Consider the following 12,902-nt stretch of genomic DNA (forward strand, 5'->3'; position numbering starts at 1 on the left):
TTCGTAACTTAAAGGAATTATTTTCATGCTCAAGGGATATCAATCGGGCATCCTGCTTTTTCTCATGGTAGTTGGCACACTAGCCAATGCGGCTCATATCAACCATGACCGGAAAGGGCAGGTGGCCTTGCTGCCTTACTACACCGTCAACAATAACTTCATTAGCAATTTCACGGTAACCAACACCACCGCAATGTTCAAAGCGGTACGGGTGCGTATCGTTGATTCCCGAACGGCAGCCGACCTGCTGAATATCAATCTCTATCTCAGTCCCTTCGATGTCTGGAACGCGACACTGAGCAAAGAACCTATTACACAAGCAGAACGCGATATGGTTTCTGAATTACTGACTATATAGCGCACAAGGCTTCACAACATCAGCTGACTTATGCGCTGTCTTAATGAGCCAATTGCACGCATGGCCAATAAAGATGATAGCTGTACAGGTCGCTTCTGGGTGGGGCGCTATAAATCACAGGTGCTGTTAGATGAGAAGGCCCTCGCTGCCTGCATGGCCTATGTAGATCTCAACCCGATTCGTGCAGGGTTGGCTGAAACACCTGAGTAGTCTGAATATACCTCCATCAAAGAGCGTACCCATCTATTCAAAAAAATTTTGATAGTGATAAAGAAATAAATACTCCCAGTGGCCTTCTACCTTTTGCAGGTTACCCGAGAAAAGATATGCTTAAGGGCGTACCTTTTCGTCTTGTAGACTATCTTGAGCTTGTTGATTGGACGGGGCGCGCCATCCTAGATAATAAGCGTGGTTACATACCTGACCATAAACCGCCTGTTCTCGATAGGCTACAGATCGATTCCAAACATTGGCTCTACATGGCTCAACATTTTGAAAGTCGTTTTAAAGGGTTAGTTGGAGCAAGTCACGCACTAAAAGCAGCCTGTCGCAAACTTGAGTTTCGACGAACGCCGAATTTAGGTTCTGTGGTAGAGCTACTCAGCTAGTCTTCCTTTTTAAATCCAAAATATCAATCAGCTATACAGGGCTGAGGTTATGTTGCGCCTGCAAATATGTAAACAGCCTTCAAAAACAGTACTTCAATCTAAAGACACGGCCATTCTTCATATTTCTTGATCATATAGAACTAATCTTTAAGGTGTGTCGAACCCGCCATCTTGAATCTGGGGTCCGAAATCAAATCTATTTAAAGTGGGTGTCTGATTAGGGAGCTGTCAAGGCTAAGTGACTGTTCATAGTGACAAGCTTTCACTCTTTACAAACATTTACCTCAATCGTCACATGCGAAAGCTTACTAAAATCAGAAAGTAGGTTTTTGTAATATTCTGTTGCCTTTGGTTGATGTGTAACTAACGAAATAATTGCAGCATAATGATTTGGGCTTACTTTCCAGATATGAATATCAGAAATGCGATTATCTGAATCAGATTCTATTTTTTCCCTGATCGCAGCTTGATACTCATCATCAATACTACCATCTAACAAGATCGGACTAGTTTCCCTTAGAAGGCCATAAGACCAGCGAGTGATAATAATGGCCCCAACAATACCCATCATGGGGTCAAGCCAATTCCAGCCAAAATATTTGCCTGAGACCAATGCAATGATTGCTAGTAAAGATGTCAAGGCATCAGCCAATACATGTAAATAAGCCGCTCTTAAATTGTGATCATGATGATGTTGGTGATGATCGTCATGCCCATGATGATGGTGGTGGTGATCATCTTTGAGAAGAAAAGCGCTAATAACATTAACTATCAGCCCTAGTGTTGCTACGGCTATTGCTTCATTGAAGAAAATTTCATGAGGCGAATAAATACGCTGTACAGATTCGATCAGCATGACCAGAGCAACGACTGCAAGAGCAACAGCACTAGCAAATCCTCCCAAAACATTGACCTTACCCGTACCAAATGCATAAGCCGGGTTGTCTGCATGTTTTCGAGCATATTGATAGGCAAAGATGGCTATCATGAATGCTGCTACATGAGTGCCCATATGCCAACCATCAGCCAAAAGCGCCATTGACCCAAATACACTGCCAGCAATAATTTCCACAACCATTGTGATTGCCGTGAGAATTAAGACATAAAACGTACGTTTCTCCCCATGTTCATTCTTTATAGAAAAATCATGGTTGTGCTGCCAATTTTCTAGACTATGTTCATGCATAATATTCTATGATTACTTTAGCTTATGAGGTCATTGCGTAATTATGCATTTTAACTCAGTCACATGTAAATTAACTTAATAAAAAAGCGGTTTTTCTGCCAGTTTGCCAGGCAGAGATAATCTTGGTAGATTCTGTCGATGCTACTTTCAGCGATCAAAAATAATATAATCTCAGCCAAATGGGTGCTCATCCTGTCTTTGACACTCTTATCGGCTCAATTGGTCAAGCTCCATATTCATACGTTTGATCATGATTATTCAGGCCATTCGGAAACTGAGATATCTGGCCATAATTCTATCGCTCCCTTACATTTCGTCACAGACCAATCACATTCTGATCATCATGAAGGGGCAATACTAGAGATAGAACCGACCACAAGCGTTCAGACTAAGAATGCTTCTAACCTTTTACCGATTCTGGCACTAATCTCTGGTTTCTTCTCAATAATATTCCTGACTAATCCAATATTTTGGATACACCCGATTCGTGAGGATGATTTACCGCTGTCCGACCGAAGTTTTTTCACGCCACCTCTGCGCGCTCCCCCTAATTAAATACTCCCTTTAATTATCAAGCAATTAGCTTTCAACTGAATTTATTTCAGCTGAATACAATGCCTTAAGACGCCGATCAAATGCCCAGTCTGGCAAGCTTGGTTGTGCTTAATTTATTTGGAGTGCCAAATGAAAGTTTTGACGCTTATCGTCCACACAAATGCTCAGGAACAGCTTACAGAACAGCTCAGTTCAATGGAGCAAATTACTGGTTTTACTTTCTCCCATGTTGAAGGACATGGCACCGAGTCTGAATCAGACAACTATCTATCTGCTCATGACACCACCATAGGACTGGCCCCCAGATTAAGGGTAGACATTCTCATCGAAGATCCCTTTATAGGCCAGGTTTTGACCAAACTTCGCAGCAGCGAAGGGAATATCGCCGGTCAAGGTATCTACTGGTTATCCCCTGTTGAAGAAGGAGGTCATCTGCTATGACGGTAGAAAATAGTAAAAATATTTATAGTTATTCATATTTGCTCATAGTCTTTTTACTGTTAGTACTGTTCTCAGCTACTGCACTGTCGCATGGCATGTCAGAAGCAGAAAAACAGTCCATTCTCGATGGAGGTAATTGGAGTTACTTGTGGTTAGGCGCCACTCACATGTTATCTGGTTACGACCATCTGGCATTTGTATTTGGCATCATCTTCTTTCTGACAAACTTCAGGGATATTGCCAAATATGTCACGGCTTTCACTGTTGGCCACAGTATCACTCTGATCTTTGCCACATTTAACGCGATCCAGCTCAACTATTTTCTTATTGATGCCATTATCGCTTTAAGTGTTTGCTACATCGCCTTTGCCAACATTGACGGCTTCCGTAAATACCTGAATGTCAGACCGCCCAATATGATGATCATGATTCTTTCATTGGGGCTTATACACGGTTTTGGCCTATCGACCCGCTTGCAGTTATTACCATTGAGTGAAGATCAACTTCTCATGAACATCATCTCATTTAATGCTGGCGTGGAAATTGGTCAAATTACAGCCTTGGCGGGAATGCTGCTATTACTTGCTGCTTGGAGACATACTCATTTTTTCCAGAGATTCAGCATTATTGTTAACTACAGCTTAATTTTGTTGGGTGGATTTCTATTCCTGATGCAGATGCATGGCTATGAACACGTTGCTAATGCTGCTGAGCTAAATGCCAGCGCACAAATGGTAGAAGCATCAACAAAAAATGCCGTACAAGTTAATACGCGGGAAGAATTGAGCAATAAGGTCGAATGGAAAGATGAACTGACAATCAATATTCCAGCCAGGGATGATAAGGAATACAAAATCCTTGTTCCCGAAGGTAAGCGTTTTTTTTATTCATGGGCTACTGCTGGAGAATCTCTCTTTTACGACTTTCATGGTGAGCCATCAGGTGATACCACAGGCTTTTTTCAAACCTTTGAGAAAGACACAAAAACCGAAGCCACAGGTGAGCTAACGGCCGCTTTCACAGGCACACATGGCTGGTATTGGAAAAACAATACACGGTCTCCTGTCACCATTTCATTGAAACTTGCAGGAACATATCAGCTTAAAGATTCAGTAATGGAAATGGCAAAGCCAGAGCCAGCTATTGAACCAACAAAAACCATTCACGACTCAATTTTTAAATAGGAGTTATATAAAATGCGTATTCAATCAATAATTGTGAGCCTAGTCCTAACCTTTCTACCAATGGCTGTTTTTTCTGGAAGTGGCCATGATCATGGACATGGTCATTCTCATGGGCCAGTAACTCAGGAAAAAGCCATAGCAACCGCTACTCGTGTTGTCTCTAATATGGTTAACCAAGGTGTAATTGAAGAAAGCTGGAAGTCAGTACAAGCTACAAGCGCTGAACAAAAAGAGTTTGGCGGACAATCAGAGTGGGTCGTTACTTTCAACAATGAAAATGTAAACGATGCCACCAAACAAAAGCTTTATGTTTTTCTGACTATTGATGGTCGATATTTAGCAGCGAACTACACAGGAAAATAGCTAGTATCGAGATTTCTCAATGACATAAACCCATGCCAGTCAATCACTACTGATGGCTGGTGTGGGTTTAAAAATAATCTCACCAAATTGATCTACTTAAATCAATCTTTAAGTCTAACTCAACAGGACCGAAAATAGCCATTTATTAATGATTATCAGTCCGGTTTTCAGTAATTTCTGCTGTTAATATTAATACCAGAATGACCGCTCATAGTAGTTTCCAGTAGTATAGAATAAGCTTGCAAAATGTCCGCTTCTTGCTGGATGGGGGCACTAGGTGTCCGCTTTCATTAATTATATATCGCTAAGGTCGAGCATCCGAAATCTCAGCAAACATCGCTCACTGGTAAGGTCATCAGTGCACGTATCTATTTTCTATGGGATATAACTATACCCCCTCCCTTGACGGGAGAGGGTGTACATCAAACATTTGATGATATTTTTCAGCCCTTTTCCTACGGTGTAGTGCTTTTTTATCATTTATTGAGAAATTACTGTGAACTGAGCCTACAGCAAAGAGTTGCTACAAAAATAGTGTTTTTACTTAGCCAAGACCTGTCTGTCTCCTACAGTAAACTCTTCACGTAAGATTCGCGCGGCTTGCTGCATATTTTCCAGGGCTGGGATAACTTCCTGCCATTGACGGGTTTTTAGACCGCAATCAGGGTTTATCCAAACTCTTTCTGCAGGTATCTGTTGCTGTGCCAGCCGCATCAATTTGAGAATGCTTTCTGTGCTGGGAATGTTTGGGCTGTGTATGTCGTAGACGCCTGGCCCTATTTCGTTTGGGTATTCATAGGTTTCAAAGACTTCAAGAAGTTCCATATCAGAGCGTGATGTTTCAATAGTGATTACATCCGCGTCCATTTCTGCAATGGATCCAATGATCTCATTAAACTCGGAATAACACATATGAGTATGAATCTGTGTCTCATCTTTGACGCCATTCGCGGTCAAGCGGAAGGCTTTTAACGACCAGTCGAGGTATCCCTGCCATTCACTTTGTCTAAGAGGAAGCCCTTCCCTGAATGCTGCTTCATCGATCTGTATAATCCCGACTCCCGCCTCTTCCAAAGACAAAACTTCATCTCGCAGTGCAAGGGCTATCTGGTTGCAGGTAACGGCAAGGGGCTGGTCGTCTCGTGCAAAGGACCAGTTCAATATAGTGACCGGGCCAGTTAACATTCCTTTCACAGGTTTATCGGTCAGAGATTGTGCGAATCCTATCCAGTTTAGTGTGATATCTCCAAGTCGTTTCACATCTCCGAAGATAATCGGTGGTTTCACGCAGCGTGATCCATAGGATTGAACCCAGCCAAACCTGGTGAAGGCAAAGCCTGATAGAAATTCTGCAAAATATTCCACCATGTCGTTGCGTTCCGCCTCGCCATGGACCAATACATCCAGACCTATATTCTCCTGTTGTCGTATGCAGTGGGCGATCTCCTGCTCCATCGCGGCACGATATTTATCCTGGGATAGTTTGCCCACCCTATAGTCCTGCCTGAGCTGGCGAATCTCCTTCGTCTGAGGAAACGAGCCGATGGTGGTGGTTGGAAAGATGGGTAGATTGAGTCTCTGTTTCTGCTTTTGTTGCCGAATGGCAAACTCATGGTGACGCTGGCCCATCACATCAGTAATTTGAGCGACTCTCTGGTGTACTTCAGGGTGGATGACCTGCTGTGAGCTGGCCCGTGCCTTTAGGGTTTTGGTATTATCATCAAGAGTATGAGCAACGGCTTCCCGTCCTTCATTGAGTGCAGTTGCGAGAACCTCCAGCTCAAACAGTTTCTGTACGGCAAAGCTCAACCAGGTTTTTATCCCGGCATCAAGATCTGTTTCGCTGTCGAGATCTACAGGTACGTGCAGCAATGAACAGGAGGGTGCCAGCCAGAGTCTTTCAGAGAGACGTTGATGAATAGGTTCGAGCCAATCAAGCAGTGCGTTGAGGTTGCTCTTCCATATGTTGCGGCCGTCGATTATCCCCAGTGAGACTATCTTATGTTTTGGTAGCCAGTCGATGACCTTTTCAACCTCTTCCCTGGCTCTGGTGGTATCGATATGCAGGCCTTCTACAGGAAGTTCACAAGCCAGTTGCAGGTTCTCTTTCAAGCTGCCGAAGTAGGTGGCCAATAACAGCTTTATTGGTTGGCTCTGCAATCGATAGTAGCTTTTTCTTAAAGCGTGTCGCCAGGCTTGATCCAGTTCGGTCACCAGGATGGGTTCATCGATCTGAAGCCATTCGATACCCGCTTGCGACAACTGTGTCAGGAGTTGTTCATAAACAGGCATAATCTGCTCAAGCAGGTCGAGAGGATCACTGCCATCTTTTGATTTACCAAGCCACAGATAGGTGACTGGGCCGATAATAACCGGTTTGATGTTGCTCCCTTCCGCCTCTTTGATCTGCTGCAATAGAGTGTCGCTATTCAGTTCGAAGCGAGTTTCTCGACTGAATTCGGGTACCAGATAGTGGTAGTTGGTATCGAACCACTTGGTCATTTCAACTGCTGACAGGGGGGCGCTCTCATCTGTTGAACGACCTCTGGCTGCCTGGAAGTAGCGATCCAGTGGGGTGAGTGACTCCTCCTGCCTGAATCGGGGAGGCAGATTTCCCAGCATGACGCTGGTATCGAGGATGTGGTCATAGAGCGAGAAGTCCCCGACACTGCGCCAGTGCAGCTGCTTTTGAAGCCGCTGATTTTCTGCGCGGATCTGCTGAGCAGTGGATGCCAATTCATCAGCGCCAATATCCCCTTTCCAGTAGGCCTCCAGGCTGAATTTGAGTTGTCGCTTGTCGCCGATGCGGGGGAGTCCCAGATTGTGAGTAGTTGCCATGATCCCTAACCTTTTTCCAATGAGTTTAAGGTGAGAGATTTTAGATCTGCAAACTATGAAGATATAATGATGATTATTGCTGAACCTATGAATAAATTACATATATGATCGACCTTGCCCATCTCAGAATCGTCTCTGCTCTACAGCAACATGGAACATTGACCAAAGCCGCCAATGCGCTCTGCTTGAGCCAATCAGCTCTGTCTCACCAGATACGCTACCTTGAAAAGAAATTGGGGGTGGAGATCTGGGTTAAAGAGGGACGAAGGTTGCGCCTGACCAGAGCTGGCAGCCTGCTGCTTGAGACCTCAGAGAAGATTCTGCCCTTACTGCAACAGAGTGAGCGTACTCTGAAGGCCTATGCGCAAGGGAAGCGGGGTGTGTTGCGTCTTGGGGTGGAGTGTTACCCCTGTTATGAGTGGCTTACCGGTGTCATCGCGGCCTATCTGAAATCGAACCCAGAGGTGGATGTGGATATCTTTCAGCGATTCCGGTTCAGTGGTTTCGAAGGGGTGCTCAATTTTCATATCGATATGCTTATAACCCCCGATCGGGTTGATCATCCTGGCTTGGTCTATGAGACCCTGTTTGAGTATGAGCTGCTACTCCTGGTGCCTGATACTCATCCTTTGTCAGAGCGGGATTGGGTTACCCCGCAACAGGTTGCCGATGAAACCATGATCACTTTTCCGGTGGAGGCAGAACGACTTGATATTCTTAACGGTTTTCTCTGGCCTGCTGGTTTCAAACCCTCTGAACACAAACAGATTGAATCGATTGAAATCATGCTGCAGCTGGTGGCCTTGTCTCGTGGTGTGACGGCAATGCCGGACTGGTTGGTGGATCGTGCCTGCGGCGCGCTGCCTTTGAAGAGTCTGCGCCTGGGACGTAAAGGCATGCCACGCAGACTCTACGCAGCATATCGGGCGGAAGATGCAGATCTGCTCTATCAGCAACAGTTCATCGCTTTGGGTAAGGCCCATGCTCATGAACGAGTCATTAACCAGCCCAGGTGAGTACACGTAGCGTCAAACTGCGCACAAAGTGGGTATATTGTTGTTGTCGGTTATGAGATGTTTGTTCGTACGTTTCATATCTGAAGGTGGATATTCTGGTGTAGATCCAGGATAGACTCCCTAAGCGAATTCCCAGGGTGTTTGGGAATAGAGGAGAAGTGTCATGGCTGTCAGTGTGTTTGATCTATTCAAAATCGGCATCGGACCTTCGAGCTCCCATACCGTAGGCCCGATGTTGGCTGCAAAACGCTTCATAGAGCAGCTTACTGAAGCAGGTCAGCTAACAAAAATGCAGCGCTTGAAGATTGAACTTTATGGTTCACTGGGTGCAACCGGAAAAGGGCATGGTACGGATAAGGCGCTGATTCTCGGATTACAGGGTGAGACGCCGGATCAGGTTGAAGTTGAGGCGATCCCGCTGCGTATGGACCGGGTCCGTGTTGAGAGAGAAATCGAACTCCATGGTGGCCATACTATCCGTTTTGATCCCGAAAACGATCTGGTTTTCTTTCGTAGGAAGCAATTGGGTCTACACCCCAATGGGATGCAATTCATTGCCCTGGATGAGGCAGGGGCCTCTCTGCGGGAAGCGCAATTCTACTCTGTGGGGGGTGGTTTTGTGGTGCAGACGGATGAGCAGGGTCAACCGCAGATAGTAGAGGATCAATCACCACAGAAATATCCATTTAAAAGTGGCCGTGAGTTACTCGGTCAGTGCGAAGAGCATGGCCTCTCTATCAGTCAGTTGATGTTGGAGAACGAGTGTGTGTGGCGGGAGAAAGCTGAGATCAGGCAGAAGTTGCTGCAGATCTGGCAGGTCATGCAGCAGTGTGTTGAAAAGGGGTGTGTCAGTGAAGGTCTGTTACCTGGTGGCCTGAAGGTCAAGCGCAGAGCTCCGAGGTTATTTCGCCAGTTAAGTAATGATAGTGAACTGACTACTGTGCCATTGGGTACCATGGATTGGGTCAATCTCTTTGCCCTTGCAGTAAATGAAGAGAATGCAGTCGGGGGCAGGGTCGTCACTGCCCCGACCAATGGTGCTGCGGGGATTATTCCTGCGGTATTGCACTACTACTGGCGCTTCTCTCCAGGCGCCAGTGAGGATGGGATAGTTCGTTTCCTGCTCTGTGCCGGTGCCATCGGCATACTCTATAAAGAGAATGCATCCATATCGGGGGCCGAGGTTGGTTGTCAGGGAGAGGTCGGGTCAGCCTGTTCCATGGCTGCAGGGGCTCTGACCGAAGTTTTGGGTGGTACACCACAACAGGTCGAAAACGCCGCAGAGATCGGCATGGAGCACAATCTGGGTTTGACCTGCGATCCAGTAGGGGGGCTGGTACAGGTTCCCTGTATAGAACGAAATGCGATGGGGGCAGTTAAAGCGATAAATGCCTCAAGAATGGCCCTGCGGGGTGACGGTTCCCATTTTATCTCCCTGGACAAGGTGATCATGACCATGCGTGAGACCGGTGCTGATATGCAGACAAAATATAAAGAGACCTCCCGTGGTGGCTTGGCGGTCAATCTTGTTGAGTGCTGATAAGAGCTAAGTCTGACATAAATAGATTTAAAGCGTGGTTTGCTTTTCTTTAGCCAATATAAATGGTTAGAATCAAGCCTGGATATGGATAAGTTAGGAGATGGAAGCACCATGAGCCTCGCGAGCGAAGCCGGTATATTTTTTAGTTGGGAAGATGCCAGCCACTTTGCTGGCGATGAAAAGGTGCTCAGGGAGATTGATCGACTCTATTTTCATTTTGCAGGATTTGCATCAGTTGAAGTGGAAGAGCGCTCATATGAACGTGTCTATGTTGATGGATTTTTGAGGCTCTATCCTGCTGATGTCAAGGAGCTGAAAAGAGGTGTCTCTGTTACCTGCAGCAGTGCACTGATCGATCACCACATGAGTATAAACGGCATCATCAGAGAAGAACTTTTTCGCAAGTTCCTGGTATTTGATGAGGAGTTACTGATCGGTCTCGCTGTCGAAAAGGGTGAGAATTCATTCAACTACCCAGCGGATATCAGCTTTCATCAGGACGATCTGCATAAGATCTGTACGACCATCGGTATCTTGCCCGAAGAGCCCGAGCAGGTATCCCCACAATCCGAGCCATTGGATAGCAATAATTTGGAGTTGGACCAGATGAACGTTATTGGCGCGCTGGCCTGTATGCTGGCGATGAACAGGGATCTTGAGGGCTCACTACAGGATGGTCAACATATCTCCGAGATCATTATCGATGACCTTTTCACCATGATGGGTGGTTTAGGTGTCAATGTGGATGGAAAGAAAAAATTTCTCTATGAAAGGCTCATTTCGAAGGGTGTGAAGTCGATACTTGAAGGTTGAGGCTGTCAGAGAAGGCAGGTTAGCTGCAACATTGCGAATCTGCCGCTAGTCTTTATGCAATAAAATCATACTCTGTAACCCCTATGCTATCAGGGTAGTCTTGCAATAACTTTTAACGCGAAGTTATCTATCTTTCTGATTTATTGGAAAAAATAAATCCCCTATAAGTGCTTGTTTCATCTATTCCCCTGTATTCCTCTTGGGTTTACAGCTTGCAAATCATAATACCTGACTATATTACTATGTTATTATGTGTTGTCCCTGGCGTTCTGGGACAGAGGTATTTTGCGATGAATGGTTTAAACAGATTTTTTTCACCCCAGTGCTGTGGTGGTCCAGTGCTTCTACTGAGTGCCATCAGTGCAGCATTCGGCATACTGTTCCTGATTTTGGCTGCATTCGAATTGGGCATTGTATTTATCTTGGTTGGCCTCTTTACAACGGCTCTGTGCCTCTATCTCGGGGGTAGCCGTTGTCGCCATAGTTCTCAAAAGCATTCGTTTTCTAGATGTAATGCAAATCTTCCACAGAGTTAAATTGGAGTAGATGATGAGTCAAACCACTACAGAAATGGAAGAGTTGATAGAGAGTGAATATGCTCAAGGCTTCGTTACACAAATCGAATCCGATACCTTCCCTCCGGGTCTTAGTGAAGCGGTGGTTCGCGCCATCTCAGCCCGTAAGGATGAGCCGGAGTGGATGCTGGAGAAGCGCCTTGAAGCCTACCGATACTGGTTAACCATGGAGAAGCCGGAATGGGCAAAAATCAACCATCCTCCAGTCGATTTTCAAGGGATCTCTTACTACTCATCACCAAAGCGCCCCGTTGCGCTTGAAAGTCTGGATCAGGTCGATCCTGAACTGCTTGCGACCTACGAGAAACTGGGAATACCAATCGACGAACAGAAAGCTCTGGCGGGTGTTGCAGTTGATGCAGTATTCGATAGCGTATCTGTTGCCACTACCTTTCGTGAGAGCCTCAGCGAGGCAGGGGTCATCTTCTGTTCCATGTCAGAAGCGTTGCGTGAATATCCCGAACTGGTAAGGCGATACATGTTCTCGGTAGTGCCCTATAAAGACAACTTTTTTGCTGCGCTCAACAGTGCGGTGTTCAGTGATGGAACCTTTGTATTCATCCCCAAGGGGGTTAAATGCCCAATGGAGTTATCCACCTATTTCCGCATAAACGAAGCCAGGACGGGGCAGTTTGAACGCACCCTGATAGTAGCGGAAGAGGCTGGTGAGGTGAGTTATCTTGAGGGCTGTACTGCTCCAATGCGGGATGAAAATCAGTTGCATGCAGCAGTCGTTGAGTTGGTGGCACTTGACGATGCGAAGATCAAATATTCAACGGTTCAGAATTGGTATCCAGGGGATATGCAGGGTCGCGGTGGCATCTACAACTTTGTCACCAAGCGTGGAGATTGCAGGGGTGACCGCTCACACATCTCATGGACTCAAGTTGAGACCGGCTCTGCGGTTACCTGGAAATATCCCAGCTGCATACTACGTGGTAAGGATAGTGTGGGTGAATTCTATTCTGTTGCAGTGACCAAGGGTTACCAGCAGGCAGATACCGGCACCAAAATGATCCATATTGGTGAGAACAGCCGTAGCACCATTGTCTCAAAAGGCATATCTGCAATGAAAAGCAGTAATACCTATCGGGGATTGGTCAGGGTGGCAGCCAAAGCAGAAAACGCGCGCAATCATACCCGATGCGACTCTCTGTTGATCGGTGATCGTTGTGCCGCACATACCTTTCCATATATCGAAGTGAAGAATCCCACGGCCCAGGTGGAGCATGAAGCAACCACCTCCAAGGTCAGCGAGGATCAACTTTTCTATTGTCGGCAACGGGGTCTCTCTGAAGAAGATGCCGTGTCGATGATCATCAACGGTTTTTGTAAAGAGGTCTTTAAAGAGTTACCGATGGAGTTTGCGGTTGAAGCCCAGAAACTGCTGGCAGTGAGTCTGGAAGGGGCTGTTGGTTAAGCGGT

The 12,902-nt window shown here is 46.0% G+C and carries 10 protein-coding genes and 2 pseudogenes; 10 read left to right on the forward strand and 2 right to left on the reverse strand.

The genetic code is table 11. The features are described 5' to 3' along the window. Positions 1-25 precede the first annotated feature (25 nt). The 3 genes and pseudogenes from AC4IFB_RS11155 to AC4IFB_RS11165 form a co-directional block, all read left to right on the forward strand. Positions 26-358 carry a hypothetical protein gene (locus AC4IFB_RS11155; RefSeq protein ID WP_490780205.1) on the forward strand — a complete coding sequence of 111 codons (333 nt, stop codon included), beginning with the start codon at positions 26-28 and terminating at the stop codon, positions 356-358. A gap of 30 nt (positions 359-388) precedes the next feature. After that, positions 389-565, forward strand: a pseudogene (locus AC4IFB_RS11160) (transposase); the annotation flags it as partial. Positions 566-702: 137 nt separating this feature from the next. Next, positions 703-834 (forward strand): annotated as a pseudogene (locus AC4IFB_RS11165) (transposase); the annotation flags it as partial. Between the two features lie 394 nt (positions 835-1,228). Here AC4IFB_RS11165 and dmeF read toward each other — a convergent pair. Beyond that, complete coding sequence (gene dmeF, locus AC4IFB_RS11170; RefSeq protein WP_490780206.1) at positions 1,229-2,152, reverse strand: CDF family Co(II)/Ni(II) efflux transporter DmeF; 924 nt, start codon at positions 2,150-2,152, stop codon at positions 1,229-1,231. Between the two features lie 684 nt (positions 2,153-2,836). On the opposite strand from dmeF, the gene AC4IFB_RS11175 reads away from it, so the two are divergent. From AC4IFB_RS11175 to AC4IFB_RS11185, 3 genes are read left to right on the forward strand one after another with little or no spacing between them, the layout of a single operon-like run. Beyond that, entirely contained in the window at positions 2,837-3,148 is a 312-nt protein-coding gene (locus AC4IFB_RS11175; RefSeq protein ID WP_490780207.1) for a DUF3240 family protein, read from the forward strand. Then, positions 3,145-4,332 carry a HupE/UreJ family protein gene (locus AC4IFB_RS11180; RefSeq protein ID WP_490780208.1) on the forward strand — a complete coding sequence of 396 codons (1,188 nt, stop codon included), beginning with the start codon at positions 3,145-3,147 and terminating at the stop codon, positions 4,330-4,332. Before AC4IFB_RS11175 ends, AC4IFB_RS11180 begins: the two co-directional genes overlap by 4 nt. 12 nt (positions 4,333-4,344) lie before the next feature. Then, positions 4,345-4,695, forward strand: a complete 351-nt coding sequence (locus AC4IFB_RS11185; RefSeq protein ID WP_490780209.1) for a DUF6488 family protein — start codon at positions 4,345-4,347, stop codon at positions 4,693-4,695. Positions 4,696-5,235: 540 nt separating this feature from the next. On the opposite strand, the gene metE is transcribed toward AC4IFB_RS11185, so the two are convergent. Beyond that, the gene (gene metE, locus AC4IFB_RS11190; protein ID WP_490780210.1) at positions 5,236-7,533 is read right to left on the reverse strand and encodes a 5-methyltetrahydropteroyltriglutamate--homocysteine S-methyltransferase; all 2,298 of its coding nucleotides are present in this window, start codon (positions 7,531-7,533) and stop codon (positions 5,236-5,238) included. A 104-nt stretch (positions 7,534-7,637) separates the two neighbouring features. On the opposite strand from metE, the gene AC4IFB_RS11195 reads away from it, so the two are divergent. The 4 genes from AC4IFB_RS11195 (at position 7,638) to sufB (ending at position 12,897) form a co-directional block, all read left to right on the forward strand. Next, positions 7,638-8,549 (forward strand): LysR family transcriptional regulator, encoded by a 912-nt coding sequence (locus AC4IFB_RS11195; protein WP_490780211.1) that lies wholly within the window; start codon positions 7,638-7,640, stop codon positions 8,547-8,549. A 163-nt stretch (positions 8,550-8,712) separates the two neighbouring features. Next, positions 8,713-10,089: an L-serine ammonia-lyase gene (locus AC4IFB_RS11200; RefSeq protein WP_490777059.1), complete on the forward strand. Its 1,377-nt coding sequence runs from the start codon at positions 8,713-8,715 to the stop codon at positions 10,087-10,089. Positions 10,090-10,200: 111 nt separating this feature from the next. Beyond that, complete coding sequence (locus AC4IFB_RS11205; protein ID WP_490777058.1) at positions 10,201-10,902, forward strand: hypothetical protein; 702 nt, start codon at positions 10,201-10,203, stop codon at positions 10,900-10,902. Positions 10,903-11,451: 549 nt separating this feature from the next. Next, on the forward strand, positions 11,452-12,897 hold the full coding sequence (sufB, locus tag AC4IFB_RS11210; RefSeq protein WP_490777068.1) for a Fe-S cluster assembly protein SufB: 1,446 nt from the start codon (positions 11,452-11,454) through the stop codon (positions 12,895-12,897). Positions 12,898-12,902 lie beyond the last annotated feature (5 nt).

This window comes from Candidatus Thiodiazotropha sp. AKIB8, from assembly GCF_058244675.1.